The sequence below is a fragment of the Kushneria sp. EE4 genome, assembly GCF_977968315.1.
This window is the reverse complement of the sequence record NZ_OZ386212.1, coordinates 2,082,522-2,100,218: the sequence shown is the minus strand read 5'-3', so window position 1 is coordinate 2,100,218 and position 17,697 is coordinate 2,082,522. Positions and strand designations below refer to the sequence as shown.

Here is a 17,697-nt window from a genome sequence, read left to right as displayed (position 1 = left end):
CGGGTCAGCTCGAAGGCCTGGCGACGTCGTCGTGATCGGATTTCAGGGCGTGGAGGCGTTCCAGCGGGTTCTGATCGAAGTAGCGTACCAGCAGGGCGTAGAGGTCGGGCCAGGTGTTCTCGAGCAGGTCCGGGGCGCTGAAAAAGTATTCGCAGCACACGGCAAAGAACTCGCTTGGGTGGGTGGCCGCGTAGTCGTCGATGGTCGACACTTCGCCGCGCTCGAGCGTGGCCTGCAGGGCATCCCAGGCATGCATGAAGGTGTCATACCACGCTCTTGAGTCGATATGCGCCGGCAGAGCGGGCTGGCCGTCGACGGCCATGTTGCCGGTCATGTCGAGCTTGTGGGCAAACTCGTGGATGATGACGTTGAAACCCTGCCAGTCGCCGCAGCGCTCGATATCCTCCAGCGACAGCACGACCGGTCCGCCCTGTGACGTCTCGCCGGCGCGCTCGTCGTCAAATTCGTGCATGACCCCGAAATCATCGAGTTCCTGAACATGGCGACGAAAGGCACCGGGCACCACGATGATCTCGCGCGTGTCCCCCAGCGCCTCGAGTGCCCGGCGATCCGACCAGCCAAGGCTTATCAGCGCGACCTGTGCTGCCATCTCAAGGTGCGCCTCGACAGACCACTCGACGCCTCGGGGCAGCGACAGTCGCAGTTCGAACAGCACGCGCCAGCTGCGCGCCCCCAGGCGTGCCAGCAGGGCCTCCGATAGCCCGGACAGCAGCGGCAGGGTGATGCAGACGTTGCGCCACGCGGTCTCCGGCAGCGGGTGACGCGCCTGCCATCGCTGCCATTTCTGTTCCTGCCACCAGCCCATGATTCCCTCGCGGACAGCTCATTGATGTTGTGATGATAGAAGAGGAATGCCTTGCCCGGCACCCGAGCCCCGAGAGGCATCAGCCCCGGCGTACAGCGCCCATGAAAAAGGGCCTCCCGACAGGGAGGCCCGATACAGCGATGGTTTGCCTATCACACAGACATCAGGTGGGTGACCAGCCGCGACCCTTCATGCAGTCATCATAGGTCTGATCGTTGTCGGCCTTGTTTTCCATGACCTGGCAGTCGGCCTGATCGGAATGCAGCTGCTGTGAGGTGCCATCCGGCTTTTCCCAGTCCGGGCCGCCGGCACAGCCGCCGAGCCACAGGGTGGTGAGGGCCAGGGTGGCACCGGTCATTAATGCTTTTTTCATCATCGCCTCCTGCTGATGGGGGGATCGACGAGCAGGCCTGTCGATCCTTGCAAAAGCTTAGAACAGTGGCGGGTAAAGACAACGGTTGTTGTACAACCGTTCGTGTCAATAGGAATCCGGATTGGCGCCCGACTTCCACGACCAGTCGCGCCAGCGCAGATCAAAAAGGTCCTTGCGTCGGTCCTTGAGGTTGGTCACCGACCCCTCGCTTCTGACCACGCGCAGACGGGTCAGGTCGAGATCGGAGAACATGACCATCTCGGTGTTGGGCGTGGTCTCGGACATGACGGCGTCATGCGGAAAGGCAAAGTCCGACGGCGAAAAGACCGAGGACTGGGCGTACTGGATATCGAGATTTTCGATCGAGGGCACGTTGCCGACGCTGCCACAGGCAACCACGTAGCACTCGTTTTCGATCGCGCGGGCCTGGCTGCAGTGACGCACGCGCAGGTAGCTGTTTTTGGTGTCGGTCCAGAACGGCACGAACAAAATGTCCATTTCCTGTTCGGCCAGCAGCCGCGGCAGCTCCGGGAATTCGACGTCATAGCAGATCAGGATGCCGACCCTTCCGGCATCGGTCTCGAACACGCGCAGCTCGTCGCCGCCTTCGACCACCCAGTCGCGGCGCTCCTGCGGGGTGATGTGCAGCTTGGCCTGGCGTTCGATGTTGCCATCGCGATGACAGAGATAGGAGACGTTATAAAGCTTGCCTTCGCTGTCTTCTTCCATCATCGACCCGGCAATGATGTTGATGTTGTAGGACACCGCCATGCGCGAGATTTCGGTCTTGAAGCGCTCGGTAAAGCCGGCCAGAAAGTGAATGGCCTTGATCTGGTCGGACTGGTCGGTCAGCCCCATCAGCGGGGTGTTGAAAAGCTCGGGGAAGACGGCGAAATCGCTCTGGTAGTCGGCGATGGCGTCAACGTAGAACTCGACCTGCTGCAGGACCTGCTCGACCGAGGCGAACTCGCGCATCTGCCACTGAACGGCGCCCACCCGTACCTGGGTCTTGCGCGATTCCAGCACGCGCGCGACCGGCTCATAAAGGATGTTGTTCCACTCAAGCAGCGTGGCATAGCCCTGCGAGCGCTCGTCTTCGGGCAGGTACTTTTTCAACAGGCGCTTGACCAGAAAGTCGTTGGCCAGCTGAAAGGAGAGAATCGGGTCGTAAATCTCCTTGCGCGAGACCTGATCGATGTACTGGGTCGGCGAGAGCTCGGCGGCGTGCTCGAAGTAGTTGGGAATGCGCCCGCCGGCCAGGATGGCGCGCAGATTCATGGAGCGACACAGGTCCTTGCGCGCTTCATACAGGCGCCGGCCCAGGCGATAGCCGCGGTAGGCCGGGTCGATCAAAACGTCCAGACCGTACAGGGCGTCGCCCTTGGCGTTGTTGAGAATGATCTCGCGATTGCCGATCAGATCATCGTATTTGTGCGGGTTGGAGAAGGTTTCATAGTCGACCAGTACGGTCAGGGCGACACCGACGATGCGGTCTTCATCCTCGATCACGATCTGGCCGTCGGGAAATTCGGCGATCAGGCGATCGATGGTGTGCTTTTCCCAGGCGCCGCCGATGTCGTTGTAGACAACATCCATCAGCACCTTGAGTTTGGCGTAATCCTCGACTTCAAGATTGCGCAGATTGAGATGCAGGTCTTCGATCGACATGGCGATCCTTGCTCCAGAAAACGTCGGTCACGGTAGCCGCCATTCTAGCATGGGGTGGCAGAAGTACCTGAAAGCGATCCTGTCAGGGTGGATGCACGACCCGGGGCGGCTGTGCGACAGGCGATTGTGATAGAGTGCGCGCGCCCTTTTGAGGGGCCACAAAACGCTCTCCGGCCTGCTGGGGTCGGATTCCACTCTCTGCCTGCGGTTGCTGCGTCAATGAATGCCATTGTCATCTCCATTCTTGTCATGGTCGGTCTGAGCCTTTCGCGCGTGCCGGTCGTGGCGGCCTTGATCGTGGCCGCGCTGTGTGGCGGTCTCTATAGCGGTCTGTCCATCCATGAGGTGCTCGACGCCTTCAATGACGGTATCGGCGATGGCGCCGGTATTGCGCTGTCCTATGCCGCGCTGGGCGCCTTTGCCGTGGCCCTTGCCCGCTCGGGGATCACCGAAGGGGTGGCGCGGCGCTTTATCAATGCCCTTGACGGCGAGCGGACGCGGCCGACAACGCTGAAGATGCTTTTGATCGTGGCCCTGCTGGCAGCGGCGGTGTGTTCGCAGAATCTGGTGCCGGTTCACATTGCCTTTATCCCGATCGTGGTGATTCCGCTGCTGCCGGTATTCAACCGCTTGAAGCTCGACCGCCGGCTGGTGGCCTGCGTGATCACCTTCGGGATCACCGCACCCTATATGCTATTGCCGGTGGGCTTTGGCGCCATCTTTCTCAACGATATTTTGCTGGCCAATATCAATTCGGCCGGTGAGGCCGCGGGGCTGGAGATTACCGCCGGCCAGGTGCCGATGGCCATGGCCCTGCCCATTTCGGGCATGCTGGTGGGCCTTTTGGTGGCGGTCTTTGTCAGCTATCGCGGGCCGCGCCTCTATGAGGACCGGGCCGTGGCCCACCAGGCAGATGCCGTTGCACCCGAAAGTGGTACCAATGACAAAAGCGAGGCTCGTGCCCGTCTCCGGCCCTGGCAGTGGGGGGCGCTGGTGGTCTCGATTGCCGCCACGCTCACCGTGCAGCTGTGGCTGGATTCGATGGTGCTGGGCGCGCTGGCGGGCTTTGTGGTGCTCTCGGTCAGCGGCGTGTTTCGCTGGCGCGAGCAGGACGGCGTGTTCACCGAAGGCATGCGTTTGATGGCGACCATCGGCTTTATCATGATCACGGCGGCCGGCTTTGCCAGCGTCATGCAGGCGACCGGTCAGATCGATGATCTGGTGCAAAGCGCGCACGCCTTTGGCAGCAGCCAGGCGCTGGCCGCGCTGATCATGCTGCTGGTCGGGCTTTTTATCACCATGGGGATCGGCTCGTCGTTTTCGACCATTCCGATCATCGCCTCGCTGTACGTGCCGCTGGCGCTGAGCTTTGGTTTTTCACCCATGGCGACGGTGGCGCTGGTGGGCACGGCCGCGGCGCTGGGTGATGCCGGCTCGCCGGCCTCGGACTCCACCCTGGGGCCAACCTCGGGGCTGGCCGCCGACGGTCAGCATGATCATATTCGCGACTCGGTGATCCCGACCTTTGTGCACTACAACCTGCCGCTGATGGCCTTTGGCTGGATCGCCGCCATGATCCTCTGAGTCCGGCGGGCAGCGCTGTCTCAAGACGTAACGTCTGTGCGGTGCGCCCTGACTGCTATAGTGGGGTGTACTGCGACAGCGCGGCTGTCGATCACGCAAGGGATAAGGAGGAAGCATGGCACGCATCATGTACGATCTTTGTGGTGAAGATACGGCGCTGCGATTTTCTCCATTTTGCTGGCGCGCGGCGCTGGCCATGCGCCACAAGGGGCTGACGCTGGAAACCCGGCCCTGGCATTTCACCGACACTCAGGACATTGCCTTTTCCGGTCAGGGAAAGGTGCCGGTCATCGTGGATGAAGATGACGAAGTCGTCACCGACAGCTTCGACATCATGACCTGGCTGGATCAGAAATATCCCGGACCTGCGCTGTTCGGTGATGACATGGCGCGCTCGCGGGCCCGTTTTATCAAGCACTGGTCGGAGACGACACTGGCCCCGGCGCTGATGAAAATCGCCATTTTGGATGTGTTTTCGATCATCGATCCAAAGGATCAGGCGTACTTCCGGGAAAGCCGGGAAGCGCGCTTTGGCATGACCCTGGAAGAGTTTCAGGACACCGATCAGGGCCTTGAGATGCTGGAAAAGGCGCTACCGCCGCTGCGTGCCCAGCTTGAAGGCTCATCCTTCATTGATGGCGATCATCCGGCGGGTGCCGACTACCTGGTATTCGGGATGTTCATGCTGGCGTATGTGGCCCATGACGGCGCGCTGCTCAAGTCCGATGACTCGGTGGCGCAGTGGCACGAACGCATGCTGGATCTGTTCGGCGGGCTGGCCCGTCAGGCTCCACGTGCGGGATCGCGCTGATCCGGGCGATCAGGACAGGCAAGGGCTCCCTTATGGGGGCCCTTTTTTATGGCCTTTTGTTCATGACATTTTGTCGATGTCACGTCAGCGTATGGCAAGAACGTCCTGCAAACAGCTGTGGTGAGAAAAGTGCCCGGGCCCAGGGTTGCCCACTCAAGCGGCTAATCAAAATAGGGTTCCAATACACTCTCAAGCCAGGTCATGAAAGCCCGGACGCGTGGGGAAAGGTTGCGCCGATGCGCGACCACGAGCGATGCCGCCAGCGGTTCGGGGCGTAGATCGGGCAGAACCTCTACCAGGTCGCCGCTTTCAATGTGGTGCGCAAGGGCCAGATAACCGGCCTGAATCAGCCCAACCCCTGCCAGGCCCGCCGCATGATAGGTCTGTACGTTATTAACCTGCATTGCCCCAGGCAGTGCCAGTGATGCATAGCCATTATCCTGCGGATATTCCCACCCATCACATCGGGCGCCGAGGGTCGGCGTGTAGTGAACCATCTGGTGACCCTGGCTGAGCAGATCATCTAGGGTTTGCGGTGTGCCGTACTTTGCCAGATAGCCAGGGCTCGCCACGTTCACCATTCTCAACTTGCCCAGCGAGCGGGCGATCAGCCTGTCGTCAATGATGGGCCCGATACGGATGACGCAATCGAACCCTTCCTGGACGAGATCGACCCGGCGATCCGTGCTGGACAGTTCAAGCGCCAGCTCGGGGTTCGCATCGAGCAGTTGCGGCAACGCGGGAATCACGACAGTTCTTGCCAGCTCGGTCGGCATATCGACGCGCAGTCTCCCCTTCAGAGGGGTATCGCTGCTGGCGAACATGGACTGCATGTCCTCAGCGTCGGCCAGTAGATCACATGCGCGTTCATGGAAAGCACGGCCGTCTTCGGTCAATTGCACGCTGCGTGTTGTTCTATGTAAAAGGGCCGTGCCCATCTCTCGCTCAAGCCCACGAATCACCGTCGACACCCGTCCCTTCTGGATGTCCAGACTTTCCGCCGCACGGGTGAAACTCAACATTTCCGCCACGCGAACAAAAATCAAAAGGGTTTGGAGATTGGGCATTGTTCACCCTACAGATAACAGAGTGTTCAGATCGGGAGGATTTATAGCGCATTTGGGACTCAGTAGAGTATTCCATGTCGCCCACGCCTCCATAAAGGAATACCCATGAACGCCGCTACACTTCCTGTCCAAACGGTCATCGTTTATCACTCAGGCTTTGGCCACACCACGCGCATGGCGGCGGCCGTCGCCGAAGGTGCAGGCACGGGTGCTGTATTGGTGGCCATCGACCCCGAGGGCAATATTGCCGACGATGCATGGCCATCCCTCGCGGGTGCTGATGCCATTGTCTTCGGCTCGCCGACCTATATGGGCGGCCCCAGCTGGCAGTTCAAAAAATTCGCGGATGCCTCCTCCAAACCCTGGTTTGAATGCACCTGGCACGACAAGATCTTTGGCGGCTTCACCAACAGCGCGAGCATCAATGGCGACAAGCTCAACACGCTTGAGTATTTCGTCCTGCTTTGCGGGCAGCACGCCGGGTTATGGGTTGGCCTGGATATCAAACCGGCGAACGTCAAGGCGTCAAACCGCGACGATCTGAATCGTATGGGCGCCTACATCGCGCCCATGGCGCAGACACCTGCCGATGCGTCTCCGGAAGAGATGTCCCCGGGTGATCTGGAGACGGCACGCCTGTATGGCGCGCGGGTCGCATTGGTTGCCGGACAGTTCCGAGCCGGGAAGTACTCAGCCCCTCTGAGCTCACTTCGTGCCGGCAATGTCGGCCCGGCGTCATGCTGATATCTGAACTCGAGAACCCGAAGGAGGCGCCATGAAATACAATCGACTGGGCCGTACGGGCCTTTATGTCTCCGAGCTGTGCCTGGGCACGATGACGCTGGGCGGCAATGCCGACGCGGGCATGTGGGCGGCCATCGGGTCGGTGGATCAGGCTGAGGCCAACGGTTTGATTGCCCGGGCGTTGGAGCAGGGAATCAACTTTATCGACACCGCCGATATTTATTCTTTCGGTCAGTCCGAGCGTATCCTGGGTCAGGCAATGAGAGACCTCGGCGTGGTGCGCAACGACGTTGTGCTGGCGACCAAGACAGGAGGTGTCATGGGGCCCGGACCCAATGATCAGGGGGCATCGCGCGGTCATATCATGGATTCCATTCAGCGAAGCCTGGAGCGCCTTCAGATCGACCATATCGACCTATACCAGATTCACGCCAGCGACCCTGTCACCCCAATAGAGGAAACACTGCGGGCGCTGGATGATCTGACGCGTCAGGGGCTGATCCGCCATGTCGGCGTCTCAAACTGGCACGCGGGCAGGATCGGCAAGGCGCTGGGGCTGAGTAGCGCGCTCAATGCCACACGCTTTGAGACGCTCCAGGCCTATTACTCGATTGCAGGACGGGATGTAGAGCGCGAACTGGTGCCGCTGGTTATCGAAGAGGAGATGGGGCTGCTTGTCTGGTCGCCGCTTGCCGGTGGATTACTCTCGGGGAAGTTCGGCCCGGGAGCATCGATTGAGGAGGGGGCCAGGCGCAGTACTTTCGACTTTCCACCCGTGGATATGAATCAGGCCTGGTCCTGCATCGCAGAAATGCGCGCCATTGGCGATGCGCGCGGTATTTCCGTCGCCAGAGTGGCGCTGGCCTGGTTGCTTTCCAGACCCCATGTCACCAGCGTCATCATCGGCGCCAAAAGGATGGATCAGCTCGACGATAATCTGGGGGCGGTCGATGTCGTTCTCACGGACGAGGAGCTGGCGCGGCTGGAGGCCGTGAGTGCCTTGCCGCCTTGCTACCCCGGCTGGATGGTGGATCACCAGAATGCCGGCAGGCGAATTGTACCTTCCTGAACAATCCGGACCTTGAAGGGTTTTGGGCAAGCGCTTCGAAGGGCTGGCGCGTCCGCTTGGAAATACGCGAACACCATCGCCCTTGATGCTGAGGCCCAAAAGGTGACTTTGCCGGACGCTTGCGATGTCACGGCTTCCTGGCGGTGTCGACAAGCGCCCGAAGTGCGCCCTGCAACAGCGACAGCTCCTTGCGGGTGGGTGAGGAACGCTGATAGAAGTTCTGCAATCGTTCCAGCGTCTGAGCATGGGGCTGGTTCAAAAAGCCGGCATCCTGAAGCGCTGTGGCCAGCGACTGCTGAAAATGCTGCATCTGCTCACGGGTGGGCGGCAGATCCTTCTCGCGCCCGCCAGCCACAGCCTCCATGGATGCGGAGCTGTCCGTCTGGCGGTGGCGCCACGCCCGGTAGAGCTCATGGGCGCAGACCTGGACGGCCTGAGAGAGGTTGAGAATCGGGTAGTCCGGGTTGGCCGGCAGGCTCAACTGATGGGTGCAGCAGGCGATCTCTTCATTGGTCAGGCCCGAGCGTTCGCGGCCAAACACCAACGCGACCGGCATGTTTTCTGCCAGCGCCATCAGCTCACAGGCCATCTCGTCGCCTTCCTCGAACTGCGGCAGGGCCAGATTACGCAGGCGGGCAGACAGGCCCACCACGGCGCCACAGTCGGCGACGGCCTCTTCGAGACTTTCCACCACGCGCGCCTGTTCCAGCAGCGCCTCACCACCGGCGGCCATGCGGGTGGCTTCCTCGTCCGGAAACCGGCGTGGATTGACCAGCACCAGCCGTTCAAGCCCCATGGTGCGCATCGCACGCGCCGCTGCGCCGATGTTGCCCGGATGCCATGTCTGCACCAGCACGATGCGAACATTATCCAGTGCCGAGCGCGGTTCAGTCATGGTGGGATGCTCCCGAGCTCGCAAACGCTTTCAGAGCGTCGCCCTCAAGCCGATAGGAGAGCCACTCCTTGCGGGGCTGCGCGCCGATGGCGTCATAAAAATCGATCGCCGGCTGATTCCAGTCCAGCACCTGCCAGTCAAAGCGTGGGCAGTGATTGTCCACGGCGATGCGAGCGAGCGCCTGCATCAGGGCCCGTCCGGCGCCCCGGCCTCTGGCGCTTGAGGTCACGAACACATCCTCAACGTAGAGGCCGCGGTGGCCCAGCCAGGTCGAATAGTTGAAGAAATAGACGGCAACGCCGACCGGCTGATCATCCTGCAGCGCCATCAGGGCATAGGCATGCGGACGATCGCCGAAAAGCGTCGAGCGAATCATCGATTCATCCGCTTTCATCTCGTGCTCGGCACGCTCATAGATGGCCAGTTCGGTAATAAAGCGCACGATGTCGGGGGCGTCATCGGGGACGGCGACACGGATGGAAATTGTCATGATAGCGGGCACATACGAAGGTCATGGATAAGTGCGCAAAGCCTATCATGGACATGAAAAAAGATAGACATGAAAAAGCCCCGCATGATGCGGGGCTTTCGAAGTGGCTCGGGAGCCGGGCTTCGGGGGATGATTACATCATGCCGCCCATACCACCCATGCCGCCCATGTCACCGCCACCGGCAGCTTCCTTCTCTTCCGGGTCGTCGGCGACCATGGCTTCGGTCGTGATGATCAGACCGCCAACGGAACCGGCAGACTGCAGGGCAGAGCGCGATACCTTGGCCGGGTCGAGAACACCCATTTCGAACAGGTCGCCATACTCGCCGGTCTGCGCGTTGTAGCCGAAGTTGCCTTCGCCGTCACGGACGCGGTTGAGGATAACGGAGGCTTCTTCACCGGCATTGGTGACGATCTGACGCAGCGGAGCTTCCAGTGCGCGGATGGTCAGCTGAATGCCGTGCGTCTGGTCTTCGTTTTCGCCCTTCATGTCGCGCAGGCGAGCCGAGGCACGAACCAGGGCTGTACCGCCACCGGGTACCACGCCTTCTTCAACGGCGGCACGAGTCGAATGCAGCGCGTCTTCAACGCGTGCCTTTTTCTCTTTCATTTCCACTTCGGTGGCCGCACCGACGCGGATCACGGCAACACCGCCGGCCAGCTTGGCAACACGCTCCTGGAGCTTCTCGCGATCGTAATCGGAGGAGGTGTCCTCGATCTGGGTGCGGATCTGGCTGACGCGGGACTCGATGTCGGATTCCACACCGTTGCCGTCGATGACGGTGGTGTTTTCCTTGGACATGGTGATGCGACGCGCGCTGCCCAGGTGATCCAGCGTGGTCTGCTCAAGGTTCAGACCAACTTCTTCAGAGATCACGGTGCCGCCGGTCAGGATGGCGATATCCTGCAGCATGGCCTTGCGACGATCGCCGAAACCGGGCGCCTTGGCAGCCGCCACCTTGACGATGCCGCGCATGTTGTTGACGACCAGTGTCGCCAGCGCTTCGCCTTCGATGTCTTCAGCGATGATCACCAGCGGCTTGCCGGCCTTGGCCACGCTTTCCAGCGTCGGCAGCAGCTCGCGGATGTTGGAGATCTTCTTGTCGACCAGCAGGATGTAGGGGTCTTCCAGCTCGACCGACATGGTTTCGTTGTTGGTCACGAAGTAGGGCGACAGGTAGCCGCGGTCAAACTGCATGCCTTCAACGACTTCAAGCTCGTCTTCAAAGCCGCGACCTTCGTCAACGGTGATGACGCCTTCCTTGCCGACCTTGGCCATGGCATCAGAGATGATCTGACCGATGGTGGCGTCGCCGTTGGCCGAGATGGTACCGACCTGGGCGATGGCGCGGGAATCGGTGCACGGCACGGCCATGCTGCGGATTTCCTCGACGGCCTTGGCGATGGCGATGTCGATGCCACGCTTGAGGTCCATCGGGTTCATGCCGGCGGTCACGCCCTTGAGGCCTTCGTTGACGATGGCCTGTGCCAGAACGGTGGCAGTGGTGGTGCCGTCACCGGCCACATCGGAAGTCTTGGAGGCAACTTCCTTGACCATCTGCGCGCCCATGTTCTCGAACCTGTCCTTCAGCTCGATTTCCTTGGCGACGGAAACGCCGTCCTTGGTGACAGTCGGTGCACCGAAGGATTTTTCCAGAACAACGTTGCGGCCCTTCGGACCCAGCGTTGTCTTGACGGTATCGGCAAGAACGTTGACGCCGCGCGCCATGCGCTTGCGGGCATCATCGGAGAACTTGATCTGCTTGGCGGACATTACGGTAATTCCTCGATTCTATGTTCGTGTAAAAAATGACGTAGACGTAAAAGAGGTATCAGCCTTCGAGCACGCCGAGAATGTCGGACTCGCTCATGATCAGAACTTCTTCACCGTTGATCTTTTCCTTCTCAACGCCAAAGCCATCCTTGAAAATCACCTTGTCGCCGACCTGGACGTCGAGCGGGCGCGTTTCACCGCTATCAAGGATGCGGCCCTTGCCAACTGCGAGGATTTCACCGCGGGTCGGCTTTTCCTGCGCGTTGCCGGGCAGAACGATGCCACCGGAGGTCTTTTGTTCTTCTTCCACGCGACGAACGACAACGCGATCGTGCAAAGGACGGATGTTCATTTCTCACGTTCTCCCTGATTGGTTACATGAACTGCTGGGGACGATCAGGCCGCGGCGCTGGCGCCCCCGGTTTCCGGCGTCACCGGAGTATTTGGGTCGATATCACGACGTAGCAGATTAATGAGGTCTTGTGGTGGCGTTTCAAGGGGGCCGGGCAATTTTTTTACTCGCGCCGATCCCTCTGGTCATCGACGATTTCGCCTTCTATCACGCGGGTTTGCGATGACTGATTCGCCGAGGTGTCGCGCTCGGGCTGGGTGTAGGTGTCACCGCTTTTGTCATGGCGGGGATGATAGCGATGCACGTTGACATTGCTACGCATGAAACGTCCCAGAAGCGCGCTTCGGGAGAAGGGCATCAAACAGAACATGGCGATGACGTCGGTGAGAATGCCCGGCATGATCAGCAGTACGCCGGCCATGATCATGGCGGCGCCGCGCTTGAGCTCAAGGCTTGCCACGCCGCCGGTGGCCATCTTTTGCTGGGCCTGGCGAAACGAGTCGAGTCCCTCGCGACGGATCAGGTGCATGCCCAGCGCGGCCGCCAGCACGATGACCAGCAATACCCAGGCGCCGATCAGCTTGCCCAGCACGAAAATCGAGATCAGATCCAGCAGTAAAAAGAAGCCGATGGGTAACAGCAGGGGCATGATGTCTTCGCACTCTCGCGTTCAGTATGTTCACAAGGATGCCGCCATCGCTCTGCACTCTCATGGGGGCAGGCACGGCAGCCGTCGATAGCACAGGATACTGGCATGTCAGGTGCAAGAGGTATATGCCCGGATGGCGACAGGGGACAAAAGTCGGGCAGGCAGGGGTGCCATGCGATAGGCAGGGCGGCCGCCGGGAGGCTGCCGCCCGGATGGTCGATCAGAGCTCGACGCTGTCGCGCAGTCGCTCGACGGTGGCCGTGCCGATACCACTGACGCGGCTCAGATCGTCGGCACTTTCATAGGCGCCGTGATTGTCACGGTCGGCAACGATGGCCTCGGCCTTTTTCTCGCCGATGCCCGGCATGGCGGTCAGCTCGGCAGCCGTTGCGGTATTGATGTTGATGTCCTGCGGCTCGGCCATCAGCGGTGCGGAAAGGGCGAGTGCTGCGGTGGTCAGAAACGTTGCGATCAGTTTACGGGTCATGCCGGTTTCTCCTGTTGATAAGGTTACCTTCAGGGTATCGGCAGGTGTGAACGCTCTTTTAGATATTAATTATATATTGGTTTTCGATGCCCCGATGAGGCAGGACTATCCCGCTGTTGGTGCACAGCCCTTATACTGGCGCCTCGAACTACAGGAGCCTGCATGTCTTCCCCACTGATCATCGCCCTCGATCACGCCAGTCTTGAGGCGGCGCTGCCGCTGGTAGACCAGCTTGACCCGCAACGCTGTCGGCTCAAGGTAGGCAAGGAGCTTTTTGTCCGCAGTGGCCCGCAGACACTGAAGACGCTGCATGCGCGCGGCTTCGATGTCTTTCTGGATCTGAAGTTTCACGATATTCCCAATACGGTGGCTGCCGCCGTGCATGCCGCCGCCGATCACGGCGTATGGATGGTCAACGTTCATGCCTCGGGTGGTCGGGCGATGATGCAGGTGGCGCGGGACGTGCTTGATCAGCACGCGCTGAACACGCATCTGATCGCCGTCACGGTGCTGACCAGCATGAACGATGCGGCGCTTTTTGAAACCGGGGTGACGCGCACGGCCGGTGAGCAGGCGCTGTATCTGGCCGGGCTGGCGCGCGACAGCGGTATGAGTGGCGTGGTGTGTTCGGCCCATGAAGCCGGCGATGTGGCCGCGCAGTGTGGCGATGCGTTTTTGCGGGTGACGCCGGGCATTCGACCAGCGTTTGCTCAGCGCGATGATCAAAATCGGGTCATGACACCACTTGAGGCCATGCAGGCCGGCAGTACGCATCTGGTGGTGGGGCGGCCGGTAACACGCGCCGACGATCCGATGGTCGCGCTTGCCGCGATCGAGCAGGAGCTTGCAACCAGAAAGTAGCCAGAGGCGCTACTCGCCTTCCAGACCCGTGATCGGCTTGATGGCGCCCCACTGACGGCAGCTGGGGCAGTGCCAGTAGAGCTGCTCGCCCTGAAAGCCGCAGCTTTTGCAGCGGTAGCGCGCACGCTGGGCCATGAGCTGCTCGGTGTGGCGCTTGAGCAGGCGTAGATGGTCAAGCTCGTGCTCCGGAACCTCCTTGAGATAGAGGTCCATCAGATAGTCGATCCCGCGCAGGCTCGGGTTGTGCTGAAGCTGTTCGCTGACCAGGCGGGTAGCGGGCTCGATCCCGTCACGCGCGCGCAGCCGCTCGGCCAGCAGCAGCACGAAGGAGACATAGGGCGCCTTTTCCAGCTGGTCGGACAGAAATTCGATCAGCCCCTCTTCATCGTCGAGCAGATCAAAGGCGCGCTGGATGGGGGCCAGGGTGATGGGCACCATGTCGCTGTCCTGATCGCGAATGCGACGCAGCGCGCGAATTTCGTTGCGATAGCTGCCGGCACGGTGCTCGATATCGGCAAAAAGCCAGTTGGCCCGCACGCAGGCCGTATCAATGGAGAGCGCCTGCTTGAGATGCTTGCGGGCGGGGCCGGGGCTGCCTTCCTCGATGGCCTGTTCGGCCAGCTCGCAGTGCCAGTGGGCCGCGGCGCGCCTGAGCGGCTCGTCCTGTCGCACCAGCTGGGGCAGCGCGACATCCAGCGCCGCCTGCCAGTCCTTTTCCCGCTCGTAGAGATCCACCATCAGCCGCTTGGACGCCGTGGCGGTCTGCTCGTTTTCACACTGACGAACCAGTCCGGCCAGTAGCCGCTCGGCGCGATCGAAAACGCCAAGACGCATGAAATCGCGTGCCAGCTCGAGCTGCACCTGTTCACTCTGGTCGGGGGTCAGTACGGGGCGTGCCAGCAGGTTCTGGTGAATCCTGACGGCCCGGTCGGCCTCGCCACGCATGCGAAAGAGATTGCCCAGCGCAATGTGGGTATCGATGGTATCGCCGTTGACTTCAAGCGCCTGAACGAAGGTCTCGATGGCACGGTCGGGCTGCTCGTTGAGCAAAAAGTTCAGCCCGACAAAATAGTCGCGTGACAGGTGCTGGCCGGATAGCGTTCGATGGCGATAGCGGTAGTGCTTTCGCTCCATGCGGCCCAGCCACCAGCCGATGCCGATTGCCGCAACGAGAATAAGGAGCAGCACGGGATCCGGCATTCAGGGGGCTTCCTTGAACTCCTGAACGCGCAGGCGATCAAGCTCCTTGCGCTGTTGCTGATTGTCGTGACGGGTGCGCATGAGGTTGGTGCGAAGGCGCAGGTAAAGCCCTGACATGGCGACCATGCCCAGCACAACACCGGCGACCAGCGTCGACAGCAGCCACAGCGACAGTGAGGCAGGCGGCAGTTCCGCCCAGATGACGTCCAGCGGTACGGTCTGCTGGTTGCGCACGGCAAACAGCATGCCCAGCAGTAGAACGATCAGTGTGACAACAGCAAGTACCACGCCCTTGAGCCAGCGCATAGCAGATCCCTGATTTTCCCTGTCCAATTGAAAACAGTGTAACACCGGCAGTAGCGTGCAGCGATGTTTACGGCGCTTGCCCGCACGCGTCGTGAAACAGGAGTCGTGATAACACAGTGGTGAGACGAGAGACGCTTAAAAGCCCTGTTCGCGGCTGGCGTTGACCTGCTCGCGCAGCTCCTTGCCGGGCTTGAAATGGGGCACGTGCTTGCCGCTGAGGCTGACGGGATCACCCGTTTTGGGATTACGACCGGTACGCGGCTCACGATAGTGCAGGGAAAAGCTGCCAAATCCGCGTATTTCGACACGACCGCCGTTGGCCAGCGTGTCGGTAATATCGTCAAGAATCAGGCGAACCGCCGACTCTACCTCCTTGACGGACAATTCTGACTGTTGCGCGGCAATCTGTTCGATCAATTCGGACTTCGTCATCGGGGGTTCTCCATCCGTCCTGTCGGGAGCCTTCAAGGGCTTTTTGTTTGTTTTCAGCATAGCCGCTAATGTGAGATAAAACAACGCACTACATACCACCCAAAATTAATGCCGGGGGTGGCTGTCAAAGTTTCAGACAAACATGGGCGTGGCGCGCCGGCTGCGTATAATGGCGCATGGGTCATCGCCATCTGACAGGAGATCAATGTGAGTGAACCAAAAGCCTTTGATGCCACAGCGCGCAAGCGCCTTTACTGGCATTCCCGTCGTGGTATGTGGGAGCTGGATCTGATGCTGGTGCCCTTTTTCGAGAACTGCTTCGACGGGCTCAGCGATGAAGATCAGTACGCCTATCAGGCGCTGATCGCTCAGGAAGACCAGGATCTTTTCCTGTGGCTGATGCGCCGTGAAATTCCCGATGATCAGACACTTGCGCCCATTATCATGCAGATCGTGGATTATGCCGAAAGCACCCATACAAGCGACGTTCGTCCGCTCTAGAACCGCCTTCGGCCTCTACTGTCTGCTGGCTGGCGCCATTGCGCTGGCCTGCGCGCTCTGGCTCTCATTGCTCTGGGCCGGGATGGCGCTTGTCGTGCTGGGAGCGTTGGGGTGGCAACAGGCGGGGCGGGTGCCGTCTGCACTTCGCACCACCGACAGCGGTCAGTGGGAGCAGTATCGTCAGGGGCAGTGGCAGGGCGTGACACTCAGGGCCCCACGGGTGGGGCCGCTGGTGTGTGAGGTCGTTATCGAGCGCCGGCGTTACGCGCTCTGGTATGACATGCTGTCGCCCGAGCAGTTTCGTCGGCTGCGCCTGGCGCTGTTGGCCACTGCCGCAGGCGAGGCGCCTCCCCGCGAACCTTCTCAGGACTGAGCGCCGTCGGGGCGCTCGTCGCTCAAACGCCGCCCGCCCACCAGATGGTGCCGACTGGCTCGCTTTCTGAGTCTTGAGCTTGGCAGGCGTTGAATATTGCCCAGATAGCCCACCAGTGCGCGGGCCTGTCGAGCCAGCTCGCGGTTGAGCCAGAGATAACCGCTCGGGCTGAACAGGGCGCGGCCCGATGAGGAACGCCCGGAGAAGGCCCGATTGACGTAGCGCTGCAGATCGAGCGCGGCAATGTCGAGATCGATCTCCTGACCGGTGCGCACCTGATGCGCCAGCATCGACAGCGACCGCGCCAGCTGCTGCTGCTCATCGCGCAGCCCCTCAAGACTTTCGATGATGTCGTGCCCGTTGCGGGTATCCCAGTGGGTTTCCAGCAGCAGCTCGACGGTCGAGATCATGCGGCGCTCCAGCGAGAGCAGACTGTTGAGCTCGCCGCGTCGCAGTCTGCCCTCCTTGTGCACGGCATCGACCAGAGCGCGCTGTTTGATCAGCTGCGAGGTGGTCTTTTTCATCTCCTCGAGTGCCTGGTCGTGGTCGGCTTCGGTGGCCAGCGTATGGGCGTAGTAAAGGCTTGCCAGACGGTCGAGATTGTCGGCCAGCATGAAGCGAAACAGATCCGTGGCCTTCTGGGGCAGCACGATGATCGTCACCGCAATGCCGATGCTGGTGCCCAGCAGCACGTCAAAGGCGCGCCACAGCGCAATGGTCAGATCCTCGTTGCCATCGCCGGTCACCATCAAAATCGTAATGCCGAACATCAAAACGCTGTAGCCGTAGCGCGAGGTAAAGGTGGCGTGCAGGGCCACGGCGATGGCGGCCAGGGTCAGCACCTGAATGGTGCCGGGCGGGGCCGACGGAATCAGCAGCAAAGCGATGCCCAGAAGTCCGCCCAGCGCAGTGCCGATCAAGCGCTGGCCGCCCTTGTCGAGCACGCCGCCGACATGGGGCAGGTTGCCCATGACCATGAGCGTGCTGACCGGCGCCCAGATGCTGTGGGGAATGTTGAAAAGCGAAATGATGAAAAAGGTGACGCCAAGCGCGATGGTCGCGCGCAGCGTGTAGAGATAGTGACGGTAACGATAGTTGAAGTAGGGGTCGCGAAAGCGTATGCGTGCCATGGGGCGCCGGGCTGGATAAGTGAGTATGCCTATCTTATCGTCGAAGAATCCGAAAACTCGAGGAATAATCCTCTTTTACGGCCTATCGGGGCGGCCCGGCGCCGC

General features: G+C 60.8%; 21 protein-coding genes. 7 read left to right on the top strand and 14 right to left on the bottom strand.

Translation table 11 applies throughout. The features are described from left to right. Window positions 1–4: 4 nt before the first annotated feature. The 3 genes from ACXMYO_RS09665 to ACXMYO_RS09655 all read right to left on the bottom strand — a co-directional run bounded on the left by ACXMYO_RS09665 (window position 5) and on the right by ACXMYO_RS09655 (window position 2,867). Complete coding sequence (locus tag ACXMYO_RS09665; protein ID WP_457808559.1) at window positions 5–826, bottom strand: M90 family metallopeptidase; 822 nt, start codon at window positions 824–826, stop codon at window positions 5–7. A 163-nt stretch (window positions 827–989) separates the two neighbouring features. Then, window positions 990–1,199 (bottom strand): hypothetical protein, encoded by a 210-nt coding sequence (locus ACXMYO_RS09660; protein ID WP_189514053.1) that lies wholly within the window; start codon window positions 1,197–1,199, stop codon window positions 990–992. Between the two features lie 105 nt (window positions 1,200–1,304). Further along, window positions 1,305–2,867: a GNAT family N-acetyltransferase gene (locus tag ACXMYO_RS09655; protein ID WP_438764302.1), complete on the bottom strand. Its 1,563-nt coding sequence runs from the start codon at window positions 2,865–2,867 to the stop codon at window positions 1,305–1,307. A 219-nt stretch (window positions 2,868–3,086) separates the two neighbouring features. Here ACXMYO_RS09655 and ACXMYO_RS09650 point away from each other — a divergent pair, with 219 nt between their 5' ends. Both ACXMYO_RS09650 and ACXMYO_RS09645 read left to right on the top strand, forming a co-directional pair. Continuing rightward, window positions 3,087–4,451, top strand: a complete 1,365-nt coding sequence (locus tag ACXMYO_RS09650; RefSeq protein ID WP_457808558.1) for a Na+/H+ antiporter family protein — start codon at window positions 3,087–3,089, stop codon at window positions 4,449–4,451. 115 nt (window positions 4,452–4,566) lie between these two features. Continuing rightward, on the top strand, window positions 4,567–5,262 hold the full coding sequence (locus tag ACXMYO_RS09645; RefSeq protein ID WP_457808557.1) for a glutathione S-transferase N-terminal domain-containing protein: 696 nt from the start codon (window positions 4,567–4,569) through the stop codon (window positions 5,260–5,262). 161 nt (window positions 5,263–5,423) lie between these two features. On the opposite strand, the gene ACXMYO_RS09640 is transcribed toward ACXMYO_RS09645, so the two are convergent. Further along, window positions 5,424–6,329 (bottom strand): LysR family transcriptional regulator, encoded by a 906-nt coding sequence (locus ACXMYO_RS09640; protein ID WP_457808556.1) that lies wholly within the window; start codon window positions 6,327–6,329, stop codon window positions 5,424–5,426. Between the two features lie 105 nt (window positions 6,330–6,434). Between ACXMYO_RS09640 and ACXMYO_RS09635 the strand changes: the two genes are divergently transcribed. Next, a complete protein-coding gene (locus ACXMYO_RS09635) occupies window positions 6,435–7,073 on the top strand; it encodes a flavodoxin family protein (protein ID WP_457808555.1) in 639 nt (212 codons plus the stop codon). Window positions 7,074–7,104: 31 nt separating this feature from the next. Further along, window positions 7,105–8,142: an aldo/keto reductase gene (locus ACXMYO_RS09630; RefSeq protein WP_457808554.1), complete on the top strand. Its 1,038-nt coding sequence runs from the start codon at window positions 7,105–7,107 to the stop codon at window positions 8,140–8,142. A 127-nt stretch (window positions 8,143–8,269) separates the two neighbouring features. On the opposite strand, the gene ACXMYO_RS09625 is transcribed toward ACXMYO_RS09630, so the two are convergent. The 6 genes from ACXMYO_RS09625 to ACXMYO_RS09600 all read right to left on the bottom strand — a co-directional run bounded on the left by ACXMYO_RS09625 (window position 8,270) and on the right by ACXMYO_RS09600 (window position 12,789). Beyond that, window positions 8,270–9,037: an RNA methyltransferase gene (locus tag ACXMYO_RS09625; RefSeq protein WP_457808553.1), complete on the bottom strand. Its 768-nt coding sequence runs from the start codon at window positions 9,035–9,037 to the stop codon at window positions 8,270–8,272. Beyond that, window positions 9,030–9,527, bottom strand: coding sequence for an N-acetyltransferase family protein (locus tag ACXMYO_RS09620; protein ID WP_457808552.1), 498 nt, complete (start codon window positions 9,525–9,527; stop codon window positions 9,030–9,032). The genes ACXMYO_RS09625 and ACXMYO_RS09620 overlap by 8 nt, the downstream gene beginning before the upstream one ends. A 133-nt stretch (window positions 9,528–9,660) precedes the next feature. Further along, window positions 9,661–11,301 (bottom strand): chaperonin GroEL, encoded by a 1,641-nt coding sequence (gene groL, locus ACXMYO_RS09615; RefSeq protein ID WP_115852452.1) that lies wholly within the window; start codon window positions 11,299–11,301, stop codon window positions 9,661–9,663. Window positions 11,302–11,359: 58 nt separating this feature from the next. Beyond that, the gene (locus ACXMYO_RS09610) at window positions 11,360–11,653 is read right to left on the bottom strand and encodes a co-chaperone GroES (protein WP_115852453.1); all 294 of its coding nucleotides are present in this window, start codon (window positions 11,651–11,653) and stop codon (window positions 11,360–11,362) included. 163 nt (window positions 11,654–11,816) lie between these two features. Beyond that, the gene (locus ACXMYO_RS09605) at window positions 11,817–12,302 is read right to left on the bottom strand and encodes an FxsA family protein (protein WP_438764297.1); all 486 of its coding nucleotides are present in this window, start codon (window positions 12,300–12,302) and stop codon (window positions 11,817–11,819) included. 220 nt (window positions 12,303–12,522) lie between these two features. Beyond that, window positions 12,523–12,789 (bottom strand): ComEA family DNA-binding protein, encoded by a 267-nt coding sequence (locus ACXMYO_RS09600; protein WP_457808551.1) that lies wholly within the window; start codon window positions 12,787–12,789, stop codon window positions 12,523–12,525. Between the two features lie 162 nt (window positions 12,790–12,951). On the opposite strand from ACXMYO_RS09600, the gene pyrF reads away from it, so the two are divergent. Further along, a complete protein-coding gene (gene pyrF / locus ACXMYO_RS09595; RefSeq protein ID WP_438764295.1) occupies window positions 12,952–13,650 on the top strand; it encodes an orotidine-5'-phosphate decarboxylase in 699 nt (232 codons plus the stop codon). A gap of 9 nt (window positions 13,651–13,659) precedes the next feature. On the opposite strand, the gene lapB is transcribed toward pyrF, so the two are convergent. The 3 genes from lapB to ACXMYO_RS09580 form a co-directional block, all read right to left on the bottom strand. Next, window positions 13,660–14,850 (bottom strand): lipopolysaccharide assembly protein LapB, encoded by a 1,191-nt coding sequence (lapB, locus tag ACXMYO_RS09590; protein ID WP_457808550.1) that lies wholly within the window; start codon window positions 14,848–14,850, stop codon window positions 13,660–13,662. Further along, a complete protein-coding gene (locus tag ACXMYO_RS09585; RefSeq protein ID WP_438764293.1) occupies window positions 14,851–15,156 on the bottom strand; it encodes a lipopolysaccharide assembly protein LapA domain-containing protein in 306 nt (101 codons plus the stop codon). Window positions 15,157–15,291: 135 nt separating this feature from the next. Next, complete coding sequence (locus tag ACXMYO_RS09580; RefSeq protein ID WP_115852459.1) at window positions 15,292–15,588, bottom strand: integration host factor subunit beta; 297 nt, start codon at window positions 15,586–15,588, stop codon at window positions 15,292–15,294. A 207-nt stretch (window positions 15,589–15,795) separates the two neighbouring features. On the opposite strand from ACXMYO_RS09580, the gene ACXMYO_RS09575 reads away from it, so the two are divergent. Together ACXMYO_RS09575 and ACXMYO_RS09570 are read left to right on the top strand one after the other, a co-directional pair. Further along, window positions 15,796–16,089: a succinate dehydrogenase assembly factor 2 gene (locus ACXMYO_RS09575; RefSeq protein WP_438764292.1), complete on the top strand. Its 294-nt coding sequence runs from the start codon at window positions 15,796–15,798 to the stop codon at window positions 16,087–16,089. Further along, window positions 16,049–16,462, top strand: a complete 414-nt coding sequence (locus tag ACXMYO_RS09570; protein WP_457808549.1) for a hypothetical protein — start codon at window positions 16,049–16,051, stop codon at window positions 16,460–16,462. The genes ACXMYO_RS09575 and ACXMYO_RS09570 overlap by 41 nt, the downstream gene beginning before the upstream one ends. On the opposite strand, the gene ACXMYO_RS09565 is transcribed toward ACXMYO_RS09570, so the two are convergent. Beyond that, entirely contained in the window at window positions 16,453–17,592 is a 1,140-nt protein-coding gene (locus tag ACXMYO_RS09565; protein ID WP_438764290.1) for an FUSC family protein, read from the bottom strand. The two genes, ACXMYO_RS09570 and ACXMYO_RS09565, sit on opposite strands and share 10 nt — an antisense overlap. Window positions 17,593–17,697 lie beyond the last annotated feature (105 nt).

Bases quoted from the DNA above. Each gene is read 5' to 3' on its own strand.
- ACXMYO_RS09665 (WP_457808559.1), bottom strand. From the start codon at position 826: ATGGGCTGGTGGCAGGAACAGAAATGGCAGCGATGGCAGGCGCGTCAC.
- ACXMYO_RS09660 (WP_189514053.1), bottom strand. From the start codon at position 1,199: ATGAAAAAAGCATTAATGACCGGTGCCACCCTGGCCCTCACCACCCTG.
- ACXMYO_RS09655 (WP_438764302.1), bottom strand. From the start codon at position 2,867: ATGTCGATCGAAGACCTGCATCTCAATCTGCGCAATCTTGAAGTCGAG.
- ACXMYO_RS09650 (WP_457808558.1), top strand. From the start codon at position 3,087: ATGAATGCCATTGTCATCTCCATTCTTGTCATGGTCGGTCTGAGCCTT.
- ACXMYO_RS09645 (WP_457808557.1), top strand. From the start codon at position 4,567: ATGGCACGCATCATGTACGATCTTTGTGGTGAAGATACGGCGCTGCGA.
- ACXMYO_RS09640 (WP_457808556.1), bottom strand. From the start codon at position 6,329: ATGCCCAATCTCCAAACCCTTTTGATTTTTGTTCGCGTGGCGGAAATG.
- ACXMYO_RS09635 (WP_457808555.1), top strand. From the start codon at position 6,435: ATGAACGCCGCTACACTTCCTGTCCAAACGGTCATCGTTTATCACTCA.
- ACXMYO_RS09630 (WP_457808554.1), top strand. From the start codon at position 7,105: ATGAAATACAATCGACTGGGCCGTACGGGCCTTTATGTCTCCGAGCTG.
- ACXMYO_RS09625 (WP_457808553.1), bottom strand. From the start codon at position 9,037: ATGACTGAACCGCGCTCGGCACTGGATAATGTTCGCATCGTGCTGGTG.
- ACXMYO_RS09620 (WP_457808552.1), bottom strand. From the start codon at position 9,527: ATGACAATTTCCATCCGTGTCGCCGTCCCCGATGACGCCCCCGACATC.
- groL (WP_115852452.1), bottom strand. From the start codon at position 11,301: ATGTCCGCCAAGCAGATCAAGTTCTCCGATGATGCCCGCAAGCGCATG.
- ACXMYO_RS09610 (WP_115852453.1), bottom strand. From the start codon at position 11,653: ATGAACATCCGTCCTTTGCACGATCGCGTTGTCGTTCGTCGCGTGGAA.
- ACXMYO_RS09605 (WP_438764297.1), bottom strand. From the start codon at position 12,302: ATGCCCCTGCTGTTACCCATCGGCTTCTTTTTACTGCTGGATCTGATC.
- ACXMYO_RS09600 (WP_457808551.1), bottom strand. From the start codon at position 12,789: ATGACCCGTAAACTGATCGCAACGTTTCTGACCACCGCAGCACTCGCC.
- pyrF (WP_438764295.1), top strand. From the start codon at position 12,952: ATGTCTTCCCCACTGATCATCGCCCTCGATCACGCCAGTCTTGAGGCG.
- lapB (WP_457808550.1), bottom strand. From the start codon at position 14,850: ATGCCGGATCCCGTGCTGCTCCTTATTCTCGTTGCGGCAATCGGCATC.
- ACXMYO_RS09585 (WP_438764293.1), bottom strand. From the start codon at position 15,156: ATGCGCTGGCTCAAGGGCGTGGTACTTGCTGTTGTCACACTGATCGTT.
- ACXMYO_RS09580 (WP_115852459.1), bottom strand. From the start codon at position 15,588: ATGACGAAGTCCGAATTGATCGAACAGATTGCCGCGCAACAGTCAGAA.
- ACXMYO_RS09570 (WP_457808549.1), top strand. From the start codon at position 16,049: ATGCCGAAAGCACCCATACAAGCGACGTTCGTCCGCTCTAGAACCGCC.
- ACXMYO_RS09565 (WP_438764290.1), bottom strand. From the start codon at position 17,592: ATGGCACGCATACGCTTTCGCGACCCCTACTTCAACTATCGTTACCGT.